The organism is Streptomyces sp. NBC_00385 (assembly GCF_035917155.1).
GTDB lineage: Bacteria > Actinomycetota > Actinomycetes > Streptomycetales > Streptomycetaceae > Streptomyces > Streptomyces poriferorum.
Genome location: NZ_CP107951.1, coordinates 1,448,670 through 1,472,392, shown reverse-complemented (window position 1 = coordinate 1,472,392; position 23,723 = coordinate 1,448,670). Strand labels below are relative to the sequence as shown.

The following is a 23,723-nucleotide window of genomic DNA, read 5'->3' as shown; positions in this document are numbered from 1 at the left end:
CGGCCAAGGAAGACCCCCCCCATGAAGTTCACCGACGGCTTCTGGCAGATGCGAGACGGTGTGAACGCCTCGTACGCCACCGAAATCCGCGACCTCCGCCTCGACGCCGACCGCCTGACCGCCTACGCCGCCGTCAAGCGCGTGACACGGCGCGGGGACACCCTCAACGCGCCCCTGATCACGGTGGAGGCGTACGCCGCCGCCGAAGGCGTCATCGGTGTCCGCGTCACCCACCTCGCGGGCAAGAGCCGCCCCGGCCCGGACTTCGTCCTCCCCGGAGTCACCGAGGACACCCCGGCCACCACGCGCGACGACGGCCCGACCGCCGAACTCACCAGCGGCCCGCTCACCCTGCGCCTGCCCACCGAGGGCGACTTCGGCCTGGAGTTCCTGGACGCGGACGGCCGGCTCCTGACCGCCGCCGGCCGCAAGGGCACCGCCTTCGCCACCGTCCAGGACGGCGGCCACCACATGCTCGCCCAGCTCGGCCTCGGCGTCGGCGAGACGATCCACGGACTCGGCGAGCGGTTCACGCCGTACGTCAAGAACGGCCAGGTCGTCGACATGTGGCAGGCCGACGGCGGGACCAGCAGCGAACAGGCGTACAAGAACGTCCCGTTCTACCTCTCGTCGCGCGGCTACGGCGTCTTCGTCAACCACCCCGGCAAGGTCTCCTTCGAGGTCGGCTCCGAGGCCGTCGGCCAGGTGCAGTTCAGCGTCGAGGACCAGGTCCTGGAGTACTTCGTCGTCGCGGGCCCCACGCCCAAGGACGTCCTCACCCGCTACACCGCGCTCACCGGCCGCCCGGCCCTGCCGCCGGCCTGGTCGTTCGGTCTCTGGCTGACCACCTCGTTCACCACCAACTACGACGAGGCGACCGTCACCTCGTTCGTGGACGGCATGTCCGAGCGCGGCATCCCGCTCTCCGTCTTCCACTTCGACTGCTTCTGGATGCGCGAGTACCAGTGGTGCGACTTCGAATGGGACCCGCAGACCTTCCCCGACCCGGAGGGCATGCTCGCCCGGCTCAAGGACAAGGGCCTGAAGATCTGCGTCTGGATCAACCCGTACATCGCGCAGAAGAGCGCCCTGTACGCGGAGGGCGCGGAGAAGGGCTACTTCGTCCTCACGCCCGAGGGCGACATCTGGCAGTGGGACAAGTGGCAGGCCGGCATGGCGCTGGTCGACTTCACCAACCCCGAGGCCACCGCCTGGTTCCAGGCCAAGCTGAAGACCCTCCTGGACCAGGGCGTCGACGGTTTCAAGACCGACTTCGGCGAGCGCATCCCGACCGACGTCGTCTGGCACGACGGCTCCGACCCGGAGCGCATGCACAACTACTACACGCACCTGTACAACAAGGCCGTCTTCGAACTCCTGGAGAAGGAGCGCGGACAGGGCGAGGCCGTCCTGTTCGCCCGCTCCGCCACCGCCGGCGGCCAGCAGTTCCCCGTCCACTGGGGCGGCGACTGCTGGTCCTCCTTCGGCGCCATGGCCGAGTCCCTGCGCGGCGGGCTCTCCCTCTCCCTCTCCGGCTTCGGCTTCTGGAGCCATGACATCGGCGGCTTCGAGGGCACACCCGACCCGGCGGTCTTCAAGCGCTGGCTCGCCTTCGGCCTGCTCTCCTCGCACAGCCGCCTGCACGGTTCCTCGTCCTACCGGGTGCCGTGGGAGTTCGGCGACGAGGCCGTCGCGGTCGCCAAGCAGTTCACCGAACTGAAGCACCGCCTCATGCCGTACCTGTACGGAGCCGCCGTCGAGGCCCACCGCACCGGCGTCCCCACCATGCGCCCGATGCTGCTGGAGTTCCCCGACGACCCGGCCACCCGCACGGTGGACCGCCAGTACCTGCTGGGCGCCGACCTCCTCGTGGCGCCGGTCTTCAGTGAGGACGGCCAGGTCGAGTACTACGTCCCCGAGGGCACCTGGACCCACTTCCTGACCGGCGAGACCGTCACAGGCCCCGCCTGGCACCACGGCACCCACGGCTTCGACAGCCTCCCGCTGCTGGTCCGCCCCGGCGCGGTCCTCCCACTGGGCGCCGACGCCTCCCGCCCCGACGGGGACTGGACGCAGGACCTGGAGCTGCGCGTGTACGCCCCCGAGGGCCTGGGCGACTTCGCCCGCACGGTGACGGTCCCCGACCTCACGGGCGCCCCCGCCGCCACGTACGAACTGGTCCGCGAGGGCGGCACGCTCCGCGTCACGGCGGACACGGACCGGCCGTACGGGGTCGTGGTCGTCGGCGACGCGGCACTGGAGGTCGTCAAGGGCTGAGAACGGGGCCGGCCCCTTCGTTCGCCGCGCCGGATGCGCCCGGGCGGAGGGGCCGTCCGCGGGGTGCGTGGAGGCGTACCGCAGAGTCCCGCTGCTCCGACCGGGCGGTGCCGTTCACGCGGTGCCGTCCTCGGCGCCGAGCGCGGAGAGCCGGGCGAACTGGTCGTCGGAGAGCCGTAGCCGCAGAGCGGCCAGGTTCTCTTCGAGGTGTTGCGGCGAGGAGGTGCCCGGTATCGGCACCAGGGTCGGCGAGCGGTGCAGCAGCCAGGCCAGGGCTGTCTGGGCGGGCGTCGCGCCCAGTTCGCCCGCCACAGCGGCCACCGGGCTCTGCGGGCCTGCGTGGCCGCCCATGGCGACAGGGAAGAACGGCAGGAAGGCGATGCCGAGTTCGGCGGTCAGGTCGACCACCGCCTCGTTCTGCCGGGCGGTCAGGTTGTAGAGGTTGTTCACCGCGGCGATCGGAGTGATGGCCACGGCCTCGCGCAACTGCCCGGCGGAGGCCTCGGAGAGCCCGATGTGCCGGACCTTGCCCTCGTCCTGCAACTGCCTCAGCGCGCCCAACTGGTCGGCCAACGGGTATGCCGGGTCGATCCGGTGCAGCTGGAGCAGATCGATCCGCTCCACCCGCAGCCGGCGCAGGCTCAGTTCGGCCTGCTGGCGAAGGTACGCGGGGTGCCCCAGAGGCACCCACTCGGCGGGACCCGGCCGCACCACACCGACCTTGGTGGCGACGGCCACCCCGTCGTACGGGTGCAGGGCCTCGGCGATCAGCTCCTCGCCCGCGCCGAGGGCGTACGCGTCGGCGGTGTCGATCAGGTCGACGCCCTGCTCAACTGCCCGGCGAAGTTGCGCAATGGCTGCGGTCCGGTCGGTGGGGGCCCGCCAGATGGCGGCGGCCGCGGGGTCGGAGCCGGGGGTTGCGGGTCCGTCGGCCAGACGCATGGCGCCGTAGCCGATCCGTCGGACGGTCAGGTCGCCGCCCAGGTCGAATGTGGTCCTGATGGTGGTGGGGCTCTCGTTCGTCATGGCTGCGACGCTACGATCTGACACCGATGTGAGATTCAAGCAGATGTGAGGGGGGTCACATGAAGATCGGAGATCTCGCCCGGGAGACCGGGGTCAGCCCGCGGCTGCTGCGCTACTACGAGGAGCAGGGACTGCTCGTCTCCGAGCGTCCATCCGGGGGGCACCGCAGATACGGTCCGGACGCGCCGGAGACCGTACGCCGGATCCGCCACCTGCTGGCGGCCGGCCTGCCGACGGCGGTGATCCGCGAGGTGCTGCCCTGTGTGGAGGGCACGGGGCCGGACGACGCACCTGCGCTCGCCGCCTGCACCTGGGACTACTTGCGCGGGCAGCTGACCGGTGTGAACGAGCGGATCACCGACCTGGAGCGCAGCCGCGCCTCGCTGGTCGCCCTGCTGGACCTCAGCGAGCGCACGGCGGTCTGACACGCGGCCGGATCCTGTCCCGCTCTCATCGCCGACGGCGACAGCCGTCGGCCGGTGTTCCGGAAAGGCGTTGACGGGCGGATCCCCGCCGAGGTCGTATGTCCGCGGACCAGGGAGACCTCTTGATCCGGAAGGTGTCGATGAGCGGGGGCAGGATGCACGCCGACGAGCCCGAGACCGACGACGCCCTCGTCCGCCGGCTGATCACCGCGCAGTTCCCGCGCTGGTCCGGCCTCCCCGTCGAGCGCGTGGGTGCCGCCGGTACCGCCAACGCGATGTACCGGCTCGGCGCTGACCTGGTCGTACGGCTTCCCCGTACAGCGGGCTCGGCCGAGGACACCGCCAAGGAGCACCACTGGCTGCCGCGCCTCGCGCCCTCGCTCCCGGTCGCGATCCCCGCACCGCTGGGCGCGGGCGTGCCCGGCGAGGGCTACCCCTACCCGTGGTCCGTCTACGGCTGGCTCGACGGGAGCTGCCCGACGGTCGGCGACACGGCCGAAGCCGCCCCGCTCGCCCAGGACCTGGCCCGCTTCGTCACCGCGCTCCACCGCGTCGACCCCACCGGCGGGCCCCCGTCCTACCGCAGCGAGCCGCCGGCCGCCCGGGACCGCGCAGTCCGCAAGGCCCTCGCGGACCTGACCACCGAGATCGACACCGCGGCGGCCGTCGAGATCTGGCGGACGTCCCTGCGCGTACCCGCACCGGCCGGTCCTCCCGTCTGGATCCACGCCGATCTGCAACCCGGGAACATGCTGACGGCCGACGGCCGGCTCACCGCCGTCATCGACTTCGGCTGCCTCGGCCTGGGCGACGCCGCCGTCGACCTGATCGCAGCCTGGTACGTGCTGCCCGCCGGGGCCCGCGACACCTTCCGTGCCGCGGCGGAGGCGGACGACGCCGCTTGGGCACGGGGCATCGGCTGGGCGCTGTCGATCGCACTGATGGAGCTCCAGTACTACCGGGAGACCAACGCGTTCATGGCGGACACCGCGCGGCACGTCATCGCGGAGATCCTCGCCGATCAGCGGCAGCGCGCGTAGCCGCATCCGGGCACTCCCGGGCGCGCCCGCCCGCCTCGTCACCGCAAGGAATGCGATCGTGGACCAGCGGGTTCGCACCATCGACAGCACGTGAGCGGTAACAGCACTGAGAGCGGATGGCCTTGACATGGGCGAGTTGATCCTGATCCGGCACGGCGAGACCGAATGGTCCCGCAACGGACAGCACACGAGCCACACCGACCTGCCCCTGACGCCCCTCGGCGAACGACAGGCCCGGGCCCTCGCACCCCTGCTCGCCGACCGGCGCATCGCGCTCACCCTGGTCAGCCCGTCGGTACGGGCCCGGCGCACCGCCGAGCTCGCCGGACTGGCCGCACCCCGCATCACCCCCGAGCTGCGCGAGTGGGACTACGGCGGCTACGAGGGCATCACCACCCACGACATCCACCTCACCCGCCCCGACTGGAACCTCTGGACCGACGGCGTCACGGCCGGCCCCGACGCGCACCCGGGCGAGACCCCGGCGGCCGTCGGTGAACGGGCCGACCGGATCCTGGCCGAGGTCAGGGAAGCCGCCGGACGGGCCGGGGACGAGGACATCGTCCTGGTCGCGCACTCCCATTTCCTGCGCGTCCTGACGGCCCGCTACCTCGGCCTCACGCCGGCGGAGGGCACGCTCTTCCAGCTCGCCACGGGTGCCGTGTCCCGGCTCGGCACGGAGCACGGCCAGCCGGTCATCACGGCGTGGAACGTGACCCTGCCGGAGAGCCTGTTCCCCACCGCGGTCCCGGACACCCCGTAGCCCTGAGGGGGCTTGCAGGTCGTCAGCCCTCGTCGGCGAGCTCGTCCTCCTCGTAGAGGTCCGCCAGGTCGCGGATGGTCTCCTCGGCGACCGCAGCCGCGAACCGCGGGCAGGTCCAGGACTCCGCGCTGCGGGAGTCCTCGCCCGGCGGGAACTCCTCCGGGGCCCAGAAATGGGACATGCCGGCGCGGAACTCCGCGCGCCGCATCACTGGATGCTCGTCGTCGTGCAGGCACTCGGCGGGCAGGGGAGCCGCAGCGACTGCGCGCATGGTGGCCAGGACGCCCCGGACGACGGAGAGCGGAGGGCTCGGGTAGGAGATGGCCGTCGCCTGGTGGGCCACGAGCAGCAGTACGGTGCGATCCCGATCGTCGGCGGACTGCCCGTGACGACGGGCGGCCCACAGACCCAGATCGTCGGCGTACTCCTCGTTCCAGCTCTTGTTGTCCGTCCGCTCCACGAGCTTCCCGATGTCCAGCCTGCCGTCCGCACGCAGGTATTCGGCGTCTGCGTGCGAGGTGTCGCGCTCCCCGAAGAGCTCGTCGCGCCGCTTGCGCAGCAACGACAACGTCTCCTGTGCGACCTCCGCGATGAGCACCGGGCACACGACTTCGTCGAGCGGGGTGTTCCGGCCCGCGGCGATGCGACGCCGTTCGAAGATCTCCCGGCCGCCGGCACTGCTCAGCATGATGCCGAGCTCCGCGGCGTTCGGCCCGCTGTTCGGCAGGGCCGGATGCCCGTCGTGGGCGCAGTCGCGGTCGGTGAAGTGGGGCAGCGCCTCCTCCACCGCCCCTACCAGGCGGTCGAGTACGGACTTCGCACGCACCGTGCCGGAGACCGCGTACCAGGTCACGGCCCTGACCACCATCAGACGCCCGGCGCGGTCCGCCGGGGCCGCCCAGGACAGCTCCGACGCCTGACCGCTGATCTCCTCGTTGATGTCGGTCCACGGCTTCGCGTACCCGTGCAGCAGCGCCGACAGCGTATCGATGCTGTCCTTCGCCTCCAACGGCAGACGGGGCGGTATGTCCGTGGCCGATCCGGGGTGGACGATGTCCAGAGCGATCCGCGCGAATCCGGCCGCGTTGCGGGGGCAACGCCACTCGTCCCGAGGACGCTCCTCGTTCCAGTCCGCCGTCTCGTCGGCGAGTGCCGGCAGCAGCCCGGCGAGGTCCTCGTCCGCCTCGTCGTCGTGGCTCTCGTAGGGATGCGAGCTGTGCGGGCAACTGCGGTCCCGCAGAGCCCTGTCAGCCGCCTCCAGCGCCGTCACGGCCTGCTGTGCGACGCCTGCACTCGGCAGCCAGGTGAGGTAGGGGGCCATCATGACCAGCCCGATCGCCCACGCATAGGCCGAATCGCCACCGGGATCGGCGGCGAGATCGGCGGCGCAGTCGAGCACCGTCCGGTCGTAGGCGCTGTTGTTGGACGTGTCGTAGTTCTCGCGTATGTCGTCCCAGATCTCGCTGAGTTCGTCGAGCATCATGTCGTCCATGTCCGTCACGATCTTCATGACGCGCGACGGGCCCGGGGGAGTTCCCGTCAGAGCGAGCTGTCCCTGAGGGCCGCGACGAAGGACGCCCAGTGGCTCGTCGCGAAGGTGATCGCCGGCCCCTCGGGGCCGGTCTTGCTGTCGCGTACGGGGACGATGCCGGGGAGGTTGTCGGCGATCTCGACGCAGTCGCCGCCGTCGCCATTGCTGTACGACGATGTGCGCCAGGCAGCGGTGGTCAGGTCAGGTGTGGTGCTCATGGCGTCGCGAACTCCTTCGCCGCCGAGACGATCCGGACCAGGGATGCCTCCGGCGACAGCGCGGCAGCCCTGGCCAGATCGTATGCGGTGCTGTACTGCTCCACCAGCAGCGGTTCTTCCACGAGTTGGCCGCTGTACGCGCTCTCCGTGTACACCACAGCCGGGGCGTCGGTGAACTGCATCAGCAGCATGGAAGCGTGCAGGAAGGGATGAGCCCCGGCGGAGAACGGGAGCACCTGAGTGACGATACGGGGGCGGGAAGCCGTCTGCTCGGCAAGATGGTTGAGCTGCTCCGCCATGACGGCACGCCCACCGACGGGCACGAGCAGGGCAGCCTCGTGAATCATGACCCACAACACCGGTGCTGCGGGCGAATCGAGGAGCTGGGCGCGCTCCATGCGCGCTGTGACATGGCCTTCGACCACCTCTGTGGTGGCGAAGGGATGCGCGGCCCGGGTGAGCGCCCGTGCGTAGGGGCCGGTCTGCAACAGGCCAGGCACGAGCATGGCGGTGTAGCTGTCGATGGACGAGGACCGCGCCTGGAGTTCGACCGCGTCCGCGAAGTACCCCGCCACCTTCGACGTCCGTGCCAGAAGGCACAGCCGCTGAAGATGCTCCCGCTCGCCAGCAACTCGTCGAGCGTGCGCGACAGTTCCAGCTGAGGTCGTCGTTCCCCCGCTTCGAACAGCCCGATGTACGTACCGGAACAGAACGCCCGGGAGCCCAACTCGCTCTGCGACATACCGGCCGCCTCGCGCAGCCGCCGCAACTCGGCGCCGTAGAAGGCGCGGGGATTGGTGTACGGGTCCGGATCCTTCGGCTGAGGCATGAGCAGAATGTAGCGACGGCCCGGCCTGCCCCGCCCTCGAACGGCCCGGACCCATCCCCACGGGTGACGGACAGAAGGCGGCAGCGGCCCGTGGGCCGCCCGGGATCACCGGGCGGCCCACGGCCTCGGGGTGGTCGGACCTCAGCCGAGGCTGTCGGTCATCGCGTTGAGCAGTGTGCCCGACGCGTCGTCGTTCTCCAGGGAGAAGGCGAACATCCCGGCCAGCCCCTTGCTCTTGGCGTAGGCGGCGCGTGCCTTGATGGCCTGGGGGGTGTCACCGGTCCAGAAGTTGGTTCCGTCGTAGACCCAGGAGCTCTCGGTGACCGGGTCCCAGTGGGTCTGGGCCGCGGTGGGCTGGAGTTCCTTCCAGGCCGCGAGCCCGGATTCCTGGCTCAGCGGCTTGGCGGCGGTGGGGCCGGTGGCGCTCTGGTAGAGGCCGTAGTTCGGGCCGGCCGGCACGCCCGTCCAGCCGCGCCAGTAGAAGGGGACTCCGAGCACCAGCTTGGAGGCGGGGAAGCCGCCGGCGATGCCGTACTCCGGGAGCCCGTCGGTGTAGGCGGTGACGGCCGTGTCGAGGTTGTACCTGGCGGTGCCGGGCTGCACCGGGGTGGCCGGATCGTCGGGGCTGTCGTGCAGCGGGTCCTGGTGGTTGGTGGGCCCGGTGGCGTCCCAGGCGCCGTGCATGTCGTAGGTCATCACGTCGGCGTAGTCGAGGTAGTCGCCGATCTTGTCGGTCTCCAGGAACGCGATCTTGTCCTGGCCGCTGGGAAGGGCGGCGGTGAGCAGGAACCGCTTGCCGAGGGTGGCACCGTACGCGTCGAGCTGGGTGCGGAACTCCTTGAGCAGCAGGGTGAAGTTGGCCTTGTCCGCGGGGGAGTAGTGGTTTCCGGTGTGGCCTCCGGCCGATCCCGGGTACTCCCAGTCGATGTCGATGCCGTCGAAGATCCCTGCGGCCGACGCGATGCCGCCGGACGGGTCGCCCGAGATGTTCTTCGGAAGGTTCCCCTTCATGAACATGTCGATGCAGGAGGAGACGTACGCCGCGCGGGACGCGGGGGTGGCCGCGGCGTCGGAGAAGTACTTGGAGTAGGTCCAGCCGCCCAGAGACACGGTCAGCCGCAGGTTCGGATACTTCGCCTTGAGCGCGCGCAACTGGTTGAAGTTGCCCTTCAGCGGCTGCTCGTAGACATCGGCGGTGCCGTCCACACTGTCCGCGGCGGAGACGTCGGCCTGGTAGTCGGCGTAGGCGTCACCGGCACCGTCACCCGCGTTCGGGTTGTCCTCGTTGCCGGCGTCGGAGGCCTTGATCGCCTCGAAGCACTTGTGGGTCGTGGGGTGGACGTTCTCGAACGCGTAGGTGACCACGTCGAGTCCGGCAGCGGCGCCGCTGGTTCCGATCTGCTTCGGGTAGTACGCGTTCTCGTAGATCCCCCACTGGTCGAAGTAGGCGGAGGAGTAGGGCTTCTTCGCGGGCGCCGTCCCGGTGGTGACGGTGACCGCCGCGGACTGGGCCGAGGCATGACCGCCGCTGTATCCCTGCACGGTAAACGTGTAGGTGCGCTGGGGCAGCAGCGAACTCACGGCGACTGTGGTCCCCATGGAGGTGGCCACGAGCTGGTTCTGCGCCCACACCTTGTACGACGCCACGCTGCCGTTCTGCGAGGAGACCGTGGACGGGTTCCACTTCAGTACGGCCGCGTTGCCGGTGACCTCGGTCGAGGCGAACCCGGTGGGGGTGCTGACCTTGCCGTCACCCGCGGGTCCGTTCGGGGGTGTGGTCGGCGGCGGGGTGGTGGGCGGTGTGGGCGGTGTGGTCGGAGGTGTCGTGGGTGGCGTGGTGGGGGGTGTCGTGGGGCCGCCGGTGGGGCCGGTCAGGCTCAGGTCGTCCGCGCGGTACGTGCCCTGCCCGTACCAGCCGTGGGTGAAGACGGTCACCGACGTCGTGTTCGCGCCGGTCCTGAACGTCGTGGACAGCTGCTGCCACGAAGGGGCCGAGGCCGCCCAGGTGTTGGCGTTGACCCCGGTGCCGGTGGCGCCGAGGTAGACGTACGAGCCCTGGACCCAGCCGGCCAGGGTGTAGGACGTGTTCGGCTGTACGGCCACGGTCTGGCTGCACTGTCCGGTGTCGGACGCGGTGGCGGTGCCGGCCAGCGCGCCCGTGCCGCTGTGCGCGGTGGTGGAGACCGTCGAACCGGTCGTACAGGTCCACCCGTTCAGGGAGCCGGCCTCGAATCCGGCGTTGGTGAGCAGTTCCGAGTCCGCGGCGGAGGCGTGCCCCGGGACGGCCGCGAGAGCCGCCCCCGAGGCGACGAGTACGGCGGCAACGGCCAGGGCTCCGTTGCGTCTTGCTCGTGCTGCAGGACCGCGGACCTTCGCGGTCCCTGAGCCGACCGGGCTTGCGGGCATGGTTCTACCTCCGTGGGTGCGGGGAGCCGGTGCGCCCGATATCTCCCCGCGTGACGTCGCGGTTGCCGGGACGGCGCCGCGACGTCTCCGAGCGGCGGGCCGGATCTCGGAAGCGCTTTAAGCGTTCATGCCACGTGGTACTACATCCGCGAGATTGGACTGGACCAATGCGCCGGGTCAAGGGCGCGCACCGAATTGGGGAAAACTTGGTGTAGACCAATTTCGGGATCGGCGGCCTGGGCAACACGCCGTCGGGGGCGGAACCGCCCGCGTGTGCGGGCGGCCCGCCCCCGACGGGACCGGACGTACGGCTCAGCCGGTCAGGAGATCAACTCCACCTCCGCGAGCGTCGACTCACCGCTGAGCACCAGCCGGTAGTGCGCGTACGAACCGCGCCCGTTCACCGTGAAGGCCCTCGTCTGCTTGTCCCAGGCGAACGACTGGCCGGACCGCTTGTCGAGGTCCTTCCACGTCGTGCCGTCCGACGAGCCCTGCAGCACCCAGCCGCTCGGCGCCTCGGCGGCCTTGCCCGACGTCAGCGTGTACTGGACCGCGTTCGTCGCCGAGGGAACCGGCAGCTCCACCGTGGAGGCCGTGGCCGTCGTGGCCGAGGTGTTGTCGAACAGCGCGCCCTCGCCCTTCAGGACGTCCTTGTTCGGCGTCGGCACCTTGTCGTCCTTGGTGAGGGAGACCGGGGCGGCGTCCTCGCCGGTGCCCCAGGCGGACGGCTTCGAGCCCATGTCGAACTCCAGCACCCCGCCCTTGGCCAGCAGGTCGTGCGGCAGCGAGGTGGAGGTCCACTTCTTGCCGTTGACCTTCAGGCCCTGCACGTAGATGTTCTTCGCGCTGTTCTTCGGCGCCCTGACGACCAGGTCGTGGCCGTTCTCCAGGTGCACGGTGGTCTTGGTGAAGAGCGGGGAGCCGATCGCGTACTCGCCACTGCCCATGACCAGCGGGTAGAAGCCGAGGGAGGAGAAGAGGAACCAGGCCGACTGCTCGCCGTTGTCCTCGTCGCCGTGGTACCCCTGGCCGATCTCGCTGCCCGTGTACAGACGGCTCAGGACCTCGCGGACCTTCTCCTGCGTCTTGTACGGCTGCGAGGCCGCGTCGTACATGTACGTGACGTGGTGCGCGACCTGGTTGCTGTGACCGTACTGGCCCATCCGTACGTCACGGGCCTCCGTCATCTCGTGGATGACGCCGCCGTAACTGCCGACGAACTCGGGGCCCGCCGTCTCGGGGGTGGAGAAGTACGTGTCCAGCTTCTTGGCCAGACCGTCCCGGCCGCCGTACAGGTTGGCGAGGCCCTTGCTGTCCTGCGGAGCGGTGAAGGCGTAGCCCCAGCCGTTGGTCTCCGTGTAGTCGTAGCCCCAGACCCGCGGGTCGTACTGGTCGGACGGGAGCCGCCAGTCGCCCTTGGCGTCCTTGCCCTGGAAGAAGCCGGCCTTGTCGTCGAAGAGCTCGACGTAGTTACGGGCCCGGTTCAGGAAGTACTCGGACTCGTCCTTGTAGTGCTGCTTGTGCGTCTTCTTGTAGAGGGCCTGGCCCATCTGCGCGATGCCGTAGTCGTTGAGGTAGCCCTCCAGCGACCAGGACAGGCCCTCATGGGTGGAGGTGTTGGCGTACCCGTCGAACGGGGACGTCTCCATGCCCTTGCGGCCCACGCCCGAGGACGGCGGGACGACCGTGGCGTTCTTCAGGGCGGCGTCGTACGCGGCCTCCGCGTCGAAGTCCACGCCCTTGACGTACGCGTCCGCGAACGCGACGTCCGAGGAGGTGCCCGCCATCAGGTCCGAGTAGCCCGGCGAGGACCAGCGGGAGATCCAGCCGCCGTCCTTGTACTGCTGGACGAAGCCGTCGACCATCTCGCCGGCCTTCTTCGGCGTGAGGAAGGAGTACGCCGGCCACGTCGTCCGGTAGGTGTCCCAGAAGCCGTTGTTGACGTACACCTTGCCGTCGACGATCTTCGCGCCGGTGTGCGTCGGGGTGTCCGAGCCGACCTGCGGGGAGAACGGGGAGGCGTACTGGTCCTTGCCGCCGATCCTCTCGAAGCCCGAGTTCGGGTAGAGGTAGAGGCGGTACATGCTGGAGTACAGCGTGGTCAGCTGGTCGGCGGTCGCGCCCTCGACCTCGACCTTGCCCAGCAGGTCGTCCCAGGCGTCCTGTGCCTTGTCCTCGACCCGGTCGAAGGAGCGCGAGGCGGGGATCTCGGCGGCGAGGTTCTGCTTCGCCTGGTCGATGCTGATCAGCGAGGTCGCGAGCCGCAGGTTGACGGTGCGGTCCTTGCCCGCGTCGAAGCGCAGGTAGCCCGTGACGTCGTCACCGCCGCCGGAGAGCTTGCCGCTGCCGGTGACGGGGGCGTCAAAGACGCCGTACACGAAGAGCCGGGTGGCTCCGGTCGAGCCGCCGCTCTTCACGTCGGAGAAGCCCGTGAAGGAGCTCGTCCCCGGGTCCAGGGTCAGACCGCCGTCGTTGGAGACGTTGTCGAAGACCATGCTCGCGTCCTTGCCCGGATACGTGAACCGCATCCGTGCCGCGTGGTCGGTCGGCGTCATCTCGGCCTTGAGACCGTTCTCGAACGTCACCCCGTAGTAGTGGGGCCTCGCCGTCTCGTTCTCGTGCTTGAACGGCAGGGCGCGGGCCGTGCGTGAGGCGTCCGGGGTGCCGGAGGCCGCCGACGGCATCAGCTGGAAGGTCTGCCGGTCGCCCATCCAGGGGCTCGGCTCGTGGCTGGCGCTGAAGGCCTGCAGGGTGGGCAGGTTGTCGTCGTTGTTGCCGCGCGCGTAGTCGTACAGCCAGCTGGTCGATCCGGCGTTGGTGACCGGGGTCCAGAAGTTGAAGCCGTTGGGGACCGCGGTGGCGGGGAAGTTGTTGCCCCGCGAGAAGCCGCCGCTGGAGTTGGTGCCGCGGACGGTCGAGGCGTAGTCCGAGAGGTGCTTCTTGCGCTTCTCGGGCGCCTTCGGGGCGATCTTGACGTCGTCGATCCAGCCCTGGAACTTCGACGGGCCCTTGGGGGAGTCGTACGCGACGAGGATCCGGTCGACGGTCTTGCCGGCCGCGACCGTGCCGATCCGCGCGTCGACCTTGTTCCACTGGTTGACGTACAGCCGCTTGGCGTCGGCCTGGCCCCCGGGGGTCAGCAGCCCGCCGTTGGTGTCGGTGGCGCGCAGGTCGCTGAGGTAGGTGCCGTCCGTGAACGCGAGGTCCACCGCGACGTGCGTGGCCGGGTAGGACAGGTCCGTCTCGCCCATCTGGGGGTACACCAGGTAGGAAAGTTCGGTGTCCCGGGTGACGGCCGTGTTGACGTCGAAGATCTTGTTGTACGAGTACGCCCGGCCGTCGGCCTTGTGCGTGCCCGCGTACCGCAGCGCCTTCTTTCCGGTGAAGCCCGCACCGGCCTTGGCGGTGGGGGAGCCGGACGGGCCGCGGTCGATCTGGCTTCGCATGTCGTCGGGGGCGGGGGCGGAGGTGTCCCCGTCGGAGAACTGGACGTCGGCGAGCTGGGTCGCGTCCGGGGCGCCGTTGTTCTTCGTGATGTCCAGGCGGAAGTGCTGGTAGGCCTTGTCCGCCGTGAAGTCGTACGACTTGGTCTGGAAGCGCTCGCTGAACGTCTGGCCGGTCCGGGTGTCCAGGTCCGTCCAGGTCGTGCCGTCCTCGGAGCCCTGAAGGGTCCAGTCCTTCGGGTCGCGCTCGTCGTGGTCGTCGGCCGAGGTCAGCGCGTACGTCACGACCTTGACCGGCTCGACCAGGTCGAACTCGGCCCAGGCGGTGGGCTCGAACGACAGCCACTTCGTACCGGATTCGCCGTCGACGAGGTTTTCCTTCACCTCGCCGCCGCCGGAGTTCTCGTCGCTGGCGCGGACATCCGTGACCTTGTCGGTCACATTGCCCGGTATTCCGGCGGAGAAGCCGCCATCGATACCCGATGCCCGCTTCTTTCCGTCAGGGCCTTCTTCCACGGTATTGCGCCAGTCCGGCTGCTTTTCGTCCGCCTCGAAGGACGAGCTGAAAGTCCGGTCACCGGCGGCCTTCTGGCCCTTCGCGCCCGCACCGGACGAGGTGGCGGCGGCCGCGGTGGGGGCGGTCACGAGCAGGACGAGTGAGGCCGCGATCAGCGCGGCCGTGCTGCTTTGTCTCTTACGAGAACCATGTCGGGGCTGCATGCCGAGCCATTCCTCCCGAGGAAGTGCGCTTGGACAACGTTGTCAGGGGTGAGCGCAGGAACCAGTAGGGAGTGAAGTGGCGGTTGGTGTCAAGGGTGTTGGATCAGAGCCGGTGTTCGAATCGACCGGAATGCGGAAATCGTTACATCCGAAGGAGGCCGTGCGGTGCCGAAGTATCCGCGAGGTCTCAACTCGGGAAAGACTGCCGTCCAAACCTGCATTCGATCTTGCTCAGTTGGCGGCAAGTGGACTATACCTGTCGGCGTCTGCACAGCTTCTTTCCAACTGTGCGGTCAGGGGAGACACGGGGGCAGGACAACAGGGCGGCGCAGGTGCGTCCGCTGTTCGGTCTCCCCGTGCCCCCCACTGCAATGGCTAGCCTGAAATCTGTACCACCCAAGCGCAACTGACCGCGGTGGCGGGGCCCTTCGCCTGAGGCGAATATCGACGGGCGACCGGTACACACCGCCTGAGTCCTGGAGAAGGCGAGGACTTGAGCATGGGATCCACCTCCGCCCACAAGAATGAGGGCCTTGGCCGTCGCGATGTGATCAAGCGTTCTGCCGCACTCGGTCTGATCACCATCCCGACGATGAGCTTCCTGTCGGCCTGTGCGAGCAGCGACGACGGCGGCGACAAGCAGGTCGAGAAGGGCAAGACCAGCGCGAAGAACCCGCTGGGCGTCAACGAGACGGCCGCACTCGACGTGGTCATCTTCGACGGCGGCTTCGGTCAGCAGTACGCGATCGACGCCGAGAAGAAGTACACCGCGGCCTTCCCGAAGGCCAAGGTCAAGCACTCCGCGACCCAGAAGATCCAGTCGCAGCTGCAGCCGCGCTTCAACGGTGGCACCCCGCCGGACCTGATCGACAACTCGGGTGCCGAGCAGATGGACATGGGTGTCCTCGTCGACAAGAAGCAGCTGATGGACCTGACGGCGCTGATGGACGCCCCGTCCATCGACGACCCGAGCAAGAAGGTCCGCGACACGCTGCGCCCGGGTGTCCTGGAGATGGGTCAGTTCGACGGGGACCCGGTCTGGATCATGTACTACGCGTACACCGTGTACGGCGTCTGGTACTCGCAGACCAACCTGGAGAAGCTGGACGCCGAGTATCCCGAGGACTGGGATGCCATGCTCGCCCTGTGTGCGAAGGCGAAGAAGCAGGGTGTCGCCGGCTGGACGTACCCGGGCAAGTACCCGTACTACCTGCCGTTCTCGCTCTACCCGTTCATCGCCAAGATCGGTGGCCGGGAGGTTCTCGACAAGATCGACAACCTGGAGCCGAACGCCTGGAAGGACCCCGCGGTCAAGGCGGCGTTCGAGGCGTACTACGAGCTTCAGCAGAAGGGCTACATCCTCAAGGGGACCCCGGGTCTGACCCACATCCAGTCGCAGACCGAGTGGACCAAGGGCAAGGCGCTCTTCATCCCGAACGGTTCGTGGGTGGAGAACGAGGCGGCCCCGACCACGCCCAAGGACTTCAAGATGATGGTCTCGGCCCCTTCGGGCCTGGACTCGTCGGACAAGCTGCCCTTCGGCACCATCTGGGCGTCCGGCGGCGAGCCCTTCGTCGTCCCGGCCAAGGCGAAGAACCCGCAGGGCGGCATGGAGCAGCTGCGCATCATGCTCTCCGAGGAGTCCTCGAAGAACTTCACCAAGCAGGTCAAGTCCCTGAGCGCCTTCAACGGCGGCACCGACGGCCTGACTCTCTCCACCGCCATGCAGGCCGGTGTCGACGCGCTGAAGAAGGCCGGCGACAACGTGGTCAACCCGCGACTGCAGGACTGGTACGTGAAGCTCCAGAAGGAGCAGATCGGCACCGCCGGCATCGGCGAGATGATGGCCGGGCGTCTGACGCCCGCCGAGGCCATCAAGAAGATCCAGGGCTACGCGGACGCCGCGGCCAAGGACTCGTCCGTCAAGAAGTACAGGCACCAGTGAGCAACCGTCACCAGCGGCGGCACCCGCGGAAAGATCGGGGTCGGTAAACGATGCAGCACGGCAAGTACCGGTTCATTGTGGGGTTCCTCGTAGCCCCACTGGCGTTGTATGCGGTCTTCGTCATCTGGCCGTTCATCCAGTCCATCTACTACTCGTTCACGGACTGGACCGGCCTGAGCCCGGACTTCAAGATGGTCGGCCTCGACAACTACACGAGGATGTTCAAGGACGACATTTTCTGGAAGTCGCTGCAGCACAGCGTGCTGCTCGTGCTGCTGCTGCCGTTGGTGACGCTGGGCCTCGCGCTCTTCTTCGCCTTCATGCTCAACGTCGGAGGCCGCCGGCGTAAGAACGCCGCGGTCTCCGGCGTGCGGGGCTCGGGGTTCTACAAGATCGCCTATTTCTTCCCGCAGGTGCTTTCGATCGTCATCGTCGCCCTGCTGTTCCAGTTCGCGTACAACCCGCGCAGTGGAATGCTGAATTCGGCGCTCAAGGGAGTCGGGCTCGACTCCATCCAGCCGGACTGGCTGGGTGACCCGAACCTGGCGCTCATCTGCGTCATGGTGGTCCTGGTCTGGTCGACGGTCGGATTCTTCGTCGTCCTCTTCTCCGCCGGAATGGCCTCCATCCCGAAGGACTTCTACGAGGCCGCGCTCCTGGACGGGGCCAGCCGCGTCACGACGTTCTTCAAGATCACCCTGCCGCTGCTCTGGGACACCGTGCAGTCCGGGTGGGTCTACATGGGCATCCTGGCGCTCGGCGTCGAGGCGTTCACGGCCGTCCAGGTCATGACCGTCGGCCCCGGCGGCCCCGACTACGCGACCTCGGTGCTGCCGCTGTACGTCTACCAGACGGCCTTCCGCGACGGTCAGGCCGGATACGCGACCACGATCGGTGTGGGGCTGCTCATCGTCACCATGGTGTTCGCCGCCATCGTGATGCGTCTGGGCCGGCGCGAGCGGCTGGAGTTCTGATGCTGTGCCTCCCGGGACGCGTTGCCCGGATCCCCAGCAGGCAAGACAGCCCGGTCCCGGCGGCCGGCTCGACAGTACGAGGTGAGCACACGTGAAGGCCACTGAAACCCCTCCCGTGGTCACGGTGACGGAACCGGCCCCCGTGTCCAAGGCGCCCGCGCAGGACGGCGAGAAGAAGAGCGGCGAGGGCAAGGTCCTCAACGTCTTCTCGCACGGTGTGCTGATCATCTGGGCGATCCTGGTGGTCATGCCGCTGCTCTGGGCGGTCATGACCTCGTTCAAGACCGACGACTCGATCCTGTCGACGCCGTGGGCGCTGCCGGACAAGCTTCACTTCGAGAACTGGTCACGCGCCTGGAGCCAGGCGCACATGAGTGAATACTTCTTGAACACCATCGTGGTGGTCGGGGGTTCGCTCATCGGCACTCTGCTGCTGGGTTCGATGGCGGCCTACGTGCTGGCCCGGTTCGACTTCCCGGGCAACCGCTTCGTGTACTACCTGTTCATCGGCGGGATGAGCTTCCCGATCATCCTGGCGCTGGTCCCGCTGTTCTTCGTCATGAACAACATGGGGCTGCTGAACACGACGCACGGACTGATCCTGGTCTACATCGCCTACTCGCTGCCCTTCACCGTCTTCTTCCTCACCGCCTTCTTCCGGACGCTTCCGGGCTCCGTGGCGGAGGCGGCGATGCTCGACGGGGCCTCGCACACCCGGACGTTCTTCCAGGTGATGCTGCCGATGGCGAAGCCGGGCCTGATCAGCGTCGGCATCTTCAACTTCCTGGGGCAGTGGAACCAGTACATGCTGCCCACGGTGCTGAACAGCGACCCCGACCACCGGGTGCTCTCCCAGGGCCTGGTCGAACTGGCCAACAGCCAGGGCTACAAGGGCGACTGGTCCGGACTCTTCGCCGGTCTGGTGATGGCGATGCTCCCGGTCCTCGTGGCCTACATCGTCTTCCAGCGCCAGGTCGTGGCCGGTCTGACCGCGGGAGCGGTGAAGTAATACGCGGAACACCTCCCGCACGCACACAGACGAACCGCCCGTCGGCAGATGCCGACGGGCGGTTCGTCTGTGTAAGGGGGATTTCGCGGAGCGTGCCGTGCGAGGGTCCGGTGCTCATCCGAGGCTTCGACTGCTCAAGGTCTTGACGGGGCGCACCCCAAAACGGTCAGCTTAGGGTTCACATGTTGGAGAATATGGCAGGAGTGAGTGAGTCGATGGAGACTCCGGGGTCGCAGACATCTCTGCATCGCGCCAACCTTGAGCGGGTCGTGCGCGCCGTACGTATGGCGGGCTCGCTCACCCAGGCGGAGATCGCCAGGAGTACGGGCCTCTCCGCGGCCACCGTCTCCAATATCGTTCGTGAACTGAAGGAGGGCGGCACCGTCGAGGTGACCCCCACCTCGGCCGGCGGCCGCCGGGCCCGCAGCGTCTCGCTCAGCGGGGACGCGGGCATCGTCATCGGCGTCGATTTCGGACATACGCACCTGCGGGTGGCGGTCGGGAACCTGGCCCATCAGGTGCTCGCCGAGGAATCCGAGCCACTGGACGTGGACGCCTCGTCCGCCGAGGGCTTCGGGCGGGCGGAACAGCTGGTCAACCGGCTGATCGAGACCACGGGGATCAGCCCCGGCAAGGTCATCGGGGTGGGCCTCGGTGTTCCCGGCCCGATCGACGTCGAGTCCGGCACGCTGGGCTCCACGTCGATCCTGCCGGGCTGGACGGGCATCAACCCCAGCGAGGAGCTCGCCGGACGCCTGGGCGTGCCGGTCTACGTCGACAACGACGCCAACCTCGGGGCGCTGGGCGAGCTGGTGTGGGGGAGCGGCCGGGGGGTGCGGGACCTCGCGTACATCAAGGTCGCGAGCGGTGTCGGCGCCGGTCTGGTGATCGACGGGCACATCTACCGGGGGCCCGGCGGCACGGCCGGCGAGATCGGCCACATCACCCTCGACGAATCGGGCCCTGTCTGCCGCTGCGGCAACCGCGGGTGCTTGGAGACCTTCGCGGCCGCGCGGTACGTCCTGCCCCTGCTCCAGCCCGGCCACGGGCCCGATCTCACCATGGAGCGGGTGGTCCAGCTGGCCCGCGAGGGCGACCCGGGCTGCCGCCGGGTGATCGGCGACGTCGGGCGGCACATCGGCAGCGGGGTGGCCAACCTCTGCAATCTGCTGAACCCGAGCCGGGTCGTGCTCGGCGGCTCGCTCGCGGAGGCCGGCGAGCTGGTCCTGGGGCCCATCCGCGACTCCGTGTCGCGCTACGCCATCCCCAGCGCCGCACGACAGCTCTCGGTGCTCCCCGGCGCCCTCGGCGGACGGGCGGAGGTGCTGGGTGCCCTGGCCCTCGTCCTGAACGAGATGGGGGATTCAACCCTTTTGGAGAGCACCCTCCCCGCGGCGACGCCTGCCTTCACTTAGATAACGAATGGCACCGTTGTCATCTCGTTAAGAATTTACTCCTTGACGCCAAGCCTGGGGCCGAGTTGACTCCAATCCACCTCGGCCGCAACGTTGCGGCCTCGTCAGGGAGGCACACCCGCAATGAACGCAATGACGCGACGCATCGTCATAGGCACGGCCGCCGTTTCGATGGCCGTCTCCCTCGCCGCTTGTGGCAAGGCGGGCGACGACAAGAAGGACTCGGCGGACTCGGGCAGCAAGACCAAGATCGGCCTGCTGCTCCCGGAGAACAAGACCGCTCGCTACGAGACGCTGGACAAGCCGCTGTTCATCGAAGCGGTCAAGAAGGACTGCCCGGACTGCGAGGTTGTCTACAACAACGCGGCCGGTGACGTCGGCCAGCAGAAGCAGCAGTTCGAGCAGCAGATCGCCGACGGCATCAAGGTCATCGCGATCTCCTCCGTCGACGCCGAGAAGTCCGCCGCGTGGGTTGGCGACGCACACAAGAAGGGCGTCAAGGTCGTCGCGTACGACCGCGCCATCGTCGGTGCCGACGCCTACGTCAGCCACGACAACGAGAAGATCGGCAAGCTCCAGGGCCAGGCCGTCCTCGACGCGCTCGGCTCGAAGGCGGCAGGCGCCAACCTCGTCATGATCAACGGTGACGAGAAGGACCCGAACGCCGGCCTGTTCAAGAAGGGCGCTCACTCGTCCCTCGACGGCAAGATCAAGATTGCCTACGAGGCGTCCGGCGAGTGGGACCCGAAGATCGCCGGCGAGAAGATGACCGCCGCGATCTCCTCGGTCGGCAAGGGCAAGATCGACGCGGTCTACTCCGCCAACGACGGCATGGCCGGCGGCATCATCACGTCCCTGGGCAACGCCGGTATCAAGGACATCCCGGTGGGTGGCCAGGACGCCGAGCTCCCCGGTATCCAGCGGATCATCGCCGGCACGCAGACCTTCACGATCTACAAGTCGCCGAAGCAGCTCGCCCCGGCGGCCGCCCAGTTCGCCGTCAACCTGCTCCAGGGCAAGGACATCGGCGCCCAGGGCGAGACGGACGGCGTTCCGTCCACGCTGCTCGAGCCGACCGTGGTGAACAAGGACAACATCGAGTCCACCGTGGTCAAGGACGGCATCTACCAGGCCTCCGCGATCTGCGTGAAGGACATCGCCGCCAAGTGCACCGCACTGGGCATCAAGTAGTCCCTCCTCGCGCCAGGGCCAACAGGCCCTGGCGCGTACGGGTTTGATCCGCGCCGCACGGCGGGAGTCCGCCCGCCCCATGACTGTCCGGCCCCGGTCGGCCCACACCCCGCTGCCGCCCGGGTGCCGGACATTTTCCCCAGTACTTCCAGTACGTCGACGCTGCCCGTTGTGGCGCGGCGTCTCCGCCGGTCAGGCGGCACATCCCCGCCGGTCAGGCGGCGAAGGAGATGGTTCACGTGTCACAGACGCCCGTGCTGGCGTTGCGTGGAGTCTTCAAGCGATTCGGAGCGGTGCAGGTCCTCTCCGGTGTCGATCTCGAAGTCCACGCCGGAGAAGTGGTCGCCCTGGTCGGCGACAACGGTGCAGGAAAGTCCACGCTGGTCAAGACGATCGCCGGCGTGCACCCCATCGATGAGGGCGTCATCGAGTGGGAGGGCACGAAGGTGGACATCAACCGTCCGCACGACGCCCAGAACCTCGGCGTCGCCACCGTCTACCAGGACCTCGCGCTCTGCGACAACCTGGATGTCGTCGCCAACCTCTTCCTCGGTCGCGAGATCAAGAAGGGTGGCGTCCTCGACGAGGTCGCCATGGAGAAGCGGGCGCAGGACCTCCTGTCCACGCTCTCCATCCGTATCCCCAGCGTCCGTATCCCGGTTGCCGCGCTCTCCGGCGGCCAGCGCCAGGTCGTGGCCATCGCCCGCGCCCTGGTCGGCAACCCCAAGATCGTGATCCTGGACGAGCCCACCGCGGCCCTCGGCGTCGAGCAGACCGCACAGGTGCTCGACCTGGTGGAGCGGCTGCGCGAGCAGAACCTCGGCGTCATCCTCATCAGCCACAACATGGCCGACGTGAAGGCTGTCGCCGACAAGGTCGCCGTGCTGCGACTCGGCCACAACAACGGCATCTTCCCGGTGGCGACGACCAGCCACGAAGAAATCATCGCCGCGATCACGGGCGCCACGGACAACGCCGTGACCCGTCGCAAGTCCCGCAGCGCGGAGGCATCCAAGTGAGCAAGATCAGCAAGACTTCGGCCGAGGTCCCGGCCCAGGCAAAGGCCACCGAGACCACCGAGATCACCGAGGCTCCCGTAGCGGCGGCCGGCGCGGTCAAGGTCGTCGACCCCCGCCTGCTCGTCCGCGAGCAGGGCTTCAAGGGCTACTGGACCGAGTTCAAGCGCAAGGTGCGCTCGGGCGAGATCGGCTCGCTGCCCGTCGTGGTGGGCCTGATCATCATCGGGATCGTCTTCCAGCTCGAGACCGGCAACTTCCTCACCTCGTACAACCTCGACCAGATCACGCTGTACGCGGCGGGCCCGGGCATCATGGCCGTGGGCATCGTCTTCGTCCTGCTGCTCGGCGAGATCGACCTCGCGGTCGGTTCCGTGGCGGGTCTCGCGGGTGCGGTCTGGGCCGTGGTCGGCACGGACATGCCCGACGGCCTCGCCATCGTGGTCGGCATCCTGTCCGGCACGGTCATCGGCGCCTTCCACGGCATCGTCTTCGCCAAGATCGGCGTGCCCGCGTTCGTCGTGACCCTGGCAGGCTTCCTGGGCTGGGCCGGTCTGCAGACCTGGGTGATGGGCGACAAGTCCACCATCACCACCCCGCTCGGCAGCTTCGTCCGCGACCTGACCAGCTACTACTTCGCCGACGTCGCGGCCGCCTACGGTCTCGCCGTGTTCGTGATCGTCGCCTTCTACCTCGCGCAGCTGCGCGACTCGAGCCGCCGCAAGGCCGCGGAGCTGCCGCACCGCCCGCAGAGCGAGATCATCCTGCGCACCGTGCTGCTCGCCGTACTGTGCCTCCTCGCCGCGTACGCGTTCAACCAGGAGCAGGGCCTCCCGCTCTCCCTGGTGATCTTCCTCGCGATCCTGGTCATCACCGACTTCGTTCTGCGCCGCACCACGTACGGCCGTCAGATCTTCGCGGTCGGCGGTGGCATCGAGGCTGCGCGTCGTGCCGGTATCAACGTGTCCTGGATCCGCATCTCGGTGTTCATGATCTCCGGCACGCTCGGTGCGGTCGGCGGTCTCTTCCTGGCCTCCGCGACCGGCGGCGCCGACCGTTCGCTCGGTGGCGGCAACCAGCTCATGATGTGCATCGCCGCAGCCGTCATCGGCGGCACGTCCCTGTTCGGCGGACGCGGCAAGGTCTGGTCCGCGCTGCTGGGCATCCTGGTCATCCAGTCGATCGTCCAGGGCCTCAACCAGATGAACCTGTCGTCGAACGCGATCCAGTACATGATCACCGGTGGAGTACTCCTCATCGCCGTGATCATCGACTCGGTCTCGCGCAAGACCCAGAAGACCGCAGGCCGCGCGTAACCTCACCGGGCCCGGCGGGGCCCGGTGACACGCAACGCCCGACCGTGCCCGGCGCCCTTTTTCCAGGGCTCCGGGCACGGTCACGTACCGGCCCTGGTGGGACAGCACACGCACGCCCGATGTCCGACAGGGCGGACGGAACATTAGACTCATCGGATCGGCATGCTCGACCAGCACAA

At 68.5% G+C, this 23,723-nt stretch carries 17 protein-coding genes and 1 pseudogene; 11 read left to right on the top strand and 7 right to left on the bottom strand.

Features of this window, described 5'->3' with window-relative positions:
* Positions 1-21 precede the first annotated feature (21 nt).
* The gene (yicI, locus tag OG959_RS06385; RefSeq protein WP_326657167.1) at positions 22-2,277 is read left to right on the top strand and encodes an alpha-xylosidase; all 2,256 of its coding nucleotides are present in this window, start codon (positions 22-24) and stop codon (positions 2,275-2,277) included.
* Positions 2,278-2,391: 114 nt separating this feature from the next.
* On the opposite strand, the gene OG959_RS06380 is transcribed toward yicI, so the two are convergent.
* Positions 2,392-3,303 (bottom strand): aldo/keto reductase, encoded by a 912-nt coding sequence (locus OG959_RS06380; RefSeq protein WP_326657166.1) that lies wholly within the window; start codon positions 3,301-3,303, stop codon positions 2,392-2,394.
* 59 nt (positions 3,304-3,362) lie between these two features.
* Here OG959_RS06380 and OG959_RS06375 point away from each other — a divergent pair, with 59 nt between their 5' ends.
* The 3 genes from OG959_RS06375 to OG959_RS06365 all read left to right on the top strand — a co-directional run bounded on the left by OG959_RS06375 (position 3,363) and on the right by OG959_RS06365 (position 5,531).
* Positions 3,363-3,728, top strand: a complete 366-nt coding sequence (locus tag OG959_RS06375; protein ID WP_326657165.1) for a MerR family transcriptional regulator — start codon at positions 3,363-3,365, stop codon at positions 3,726-3,728.
* A gap of 140 nt (positions 3,729-3,868) precedes the next feature.
* Positions 3,869-4,768, top strand: coding sequence for an aminoglycoside phosphotransferase family protein (locus OG959_RS06370; RefSeq protein WP_326657164.1), 900 nt, complete (start codon positions 3,869-3,871; stop codon positions 4,766-4,768).
* Between the two features lie 127 nt (positions 4,769-4,895).
* Positions 4,896-5,531, top strand: a complete 636-nt coding sequence (locus OG959_RS06365; protein WP_326657162.1) for a histidine phosphatase family protein — start codon at positions 4,896-4,898, stop codon at positions 5,529-5,531.
* A 22-nt stretch (positions 5,532-5,553) separates the two neighbouring features.
* Here the strand turns inward: OG959_RS06365 and OG959_RS06360 are convergent, their stop codons facing one another.
* From OG959_RS06360 to OG959_RS06335, 6 genes and pseudogenes are all read right to left on the bottom strand, one after another.
* Positions 5,554-7,041 (bottom strand): hypothetical protein, encoded by a 1,488-nt coding sequence (locus OG959_RS06360; protein WP_326657160.1) that lies wholly within the window; start codon positions 7,039-7,041, stop codon positions 5,554-5,556.
* Positions 7,042-7,070: 29 nt separating this feature from the next.
* Positions 7,071-7,280 carry a DUF397 domain-containing protein gene (locus OG959_RS06355; RefSeq protein WP_326657158.1) on the bottom strand — a complete coding sequence of 70 codons (210 nt, stop codon included), beginning with the start codon at positions 7,278-7,280 and terminating at the stop codon, positions 7,071-7,073.
* Positions 7,277-7,855, bottom strand: coding sequence for a DUF5753 domain-containing protein (locus OG959_RS06350; RefSeq protein ID WP_326657156.1), 579 nt, complete (start codon positions 7,853-7,855; stop codon positions 7,277-7,279). The genes OG959_RS06355 and OG959_RS06350 overlap by 4 nt, the downstream gene beginning before the upstream one ends.
* 110 nt (positions 7,856-7,965) lie before the next feature.
* Positions 7,966-8,022 (bottom strand): annotated as a pseudogene (locus OG959_RS06345) (hypothetical protein); the annotation flags it as partial.
* 228 nt (positions 8,023-8,250) lie between these two features.
* Positions 8,251-10,515, bottom strand: coding sequence for a glycosyl hydrolase family 18 protein (locus OG959_RS06340; RefSeq protein ID WP_326657154.1), 2,265 nt, complete (start codon positions 10,513-10,515; stop codon positions 8,251-8,253).
* 320 nt (positions 10,516-10,835) lie between these two features.
* Positions 10,836-14,678: a GH92 family glycosyl hydrolase gene (locus tag OG959_RS06335; RefSeq protein ID WP_326657152.1), complete on the bottom strand. Its 3,843-nt coding sequence runs from the start codon at positions 14,676-14,678 to the stop codon at positions 10,836-10,838.
* Between the two features lie 499 nt (positions 14,679-15,177).
* On the opposite strand from OG959_RS06335, the gene ngcE reads away from it, so the two are divergent.
* The 7 genes from ngcE (at position 15,178) to OG959_RS06300 (ending at position 23,544) form a co-directional block, all read left to right on the top strand.
* A complete protein-coding gene (gene ngcE, locus OG959_RS06330) occupies positions 15,178-16,623 on the top strand; it encodes an N-acetylglucosamine/diacetylchitobiose ABC transporter substrate-binding protein (RefSeq protein WP_326657150.1) in 1,446 nt (481 codons plus the stop codon).
* A 50-nt stretch (positions 16,624-16,673) separates the two neighbouring features.
* The gene (locus tag OG959_RS06325) at positions 16,674-17,597 is read left to right on the top strand and encodes a carbohydrate ABC transporter permease (protein ID WP_219566483.1); all 924 of its coding nucleotides are present in this window, start codon (positions 16,674-16,676) and stop codon (positions 17,595-17,597) included.
* 142 nt (positions 17,598-17,739) lie between these two features.
* Positions 17,740-18,606: a carbohydrate ABC transporter permease gene (locus tag OG959_RS06320; protein ID WP_442805729.1), complete on the top strand. Its 867-nt coding sequence runs from the start codon at positions 17,740-17,742 to the stop codon at positions 18,604-18,606.
* A 215-nt stretch (positions 18,607-18,821) separates the two neighbouring features.
* Complete coding sequence (locus OG959_RS06315) at positions 18,822-20,021, top strand: ROK family transcriptional regulator (RefSeq protein WP_148022260.1); 1,200 nt, start codon at positions 18,822-18,824, stop codon at positions 20,019-20,021.
* A gap of 123 nt (positions 20,022-20,144) precedes the next feature.
* Positions 20,145-21,212: a sugar ABC transporter substrate-binding protein gene (locus OG959_RS06310; RefSeq protein ID WP_442805543.1), complete on the top strand. Its 1,068-nt coding sequence runs from the start codon at positions 20,145-20,147 to the stop codon at positions 21,210-21,212.
* A gap of 230 nt (positions 21,213-21,442) precedes the next feature.
* A complete protein-coding gene (locus OG959_RS06305; RefSeq protein WP_219566490.1) occupies positions 21,443-22,231 on the top strand; it encodes an ATP-binding cassette domain-containing protein in 789 nt (262 codons plus the stop codon).
* The gene (locus OG959_RS06300; RefSeq protein WP_326657145.1) at positions 22,228-23,544 is read left to right on the top strand and encodes a sugar ABC transporter permease; all 1,317 of its coding nucleotides are present in this window, start codon (positions 22,228-22,230) and stop codon (positions 23,542-23,544) included. Before OG959_RS06305 ends, OG959_RS06300 begins: the two co-directional genes overlap by 4 nt.
* The last annotated feature ends 179 nt before the right edge of the window (positions 23,545-23,723 follow it).

Excerpts from the sequence above, each read along its gene's own strand:
- OG959_RS06360 (WP_326657160.1), bottom strand. The coding sequence starts at position 7,041 with ATGAAGATCGTGACGGACATGGACGACATGATGCTCGACGAACTCAGC.
- OG959_RS06310 (WP_442805543.1), top strand. The coding sequence starts at position 20,145 with ATGAACGCAATGACGCGACGCATCGTCATAGGCACGGCCGCCGTTTCG.
- OG959_RS06305 (WP_219566490.1), top strand. The coding sequence starts at position 21,443 with ATGGTTCACGTGTCACAGACGCCCGTGCTGGCGTTGCGTGGAGTCTTC.
- yicI (WP_326657167.1), top strand. The coding sequence starts at position 22 with ATGAAGTTCACCGACGGCTTCTGGCAGATGCGAGACGGTGTGAACGCC.
- OG959_RS06335 (WP_326657152.1), bottom strand. The coding sequence starts at position 14,678 with ATGCAGCCCCGACATGGTTCTCGTAAGAGACAAAGCAGCACGGCCGCG.
- OG959_RS06370 (WP_326657164.1), top strand. The coding sequence starts at position 3,869 with ATGAGCGGGGGCAGGATGCACGCCGACGAGCCCGAGACCGACGACGCC.
- OG959_RS06325 (WP_219566483.1), top strand. The coding sequence starts at position 16,674 with ATGCAGCACGGCAAGTACCGGTTCATTGTGGGGTTCCTCGTAGCCCCA.
- OG959_RS06365 (WP_326657162.1), top strand. The coding sequence starts at position 4,896 with ATGGGCGAGTTGATCCTGATCCGGCACGGCGAGACCGAATGGTCCCGC.
- ngcE (WP_326657150.1), top strand. The coding sequence starts at position 15,178 with ATGGGATCCACCTCCGCCCACAAGAATGAGGGCCTTGGCCGTCGCGAT.
- OG959_RS06375 (WP_326657165.1), top strand. The coding sequence starts at position 3,363 with ATGAAGATCGGAGATCTCGCCCGGGAGACCGGGGTCAGCCCGCGGCTG.
- OG959_RS06340 (WP_326657154.1), bottom strand. The coding sequence starts at position 10,515 with ATGCCCGCAAGCCCGGTCGGCTCAGGGACCGCGAAGGTCCGCGGTCCT.
- OG959_RS06380 (WP_326657166.1), bottom strand. The coding sequence starts at position 3,303 with ATGACGAACGAGAGCCCCACCACCATCAGGACCACATTCGACCTGGGC.
- OG959_RS06315 (WP_148022260.1), top strand. The coding sequence starts at position 18,822 with ATGGAGACTCCGGGGTCGCAGACATCTCTGCATCGCGCCAACCTTGAG.
- OG959_RS06355 (WP_326657158.1), bottom strand. The coding sequence starts at position 7,280 with ATGAGCACCACACCTGACCTGACCACCGCTGCCTGGCGCACATCGTCG.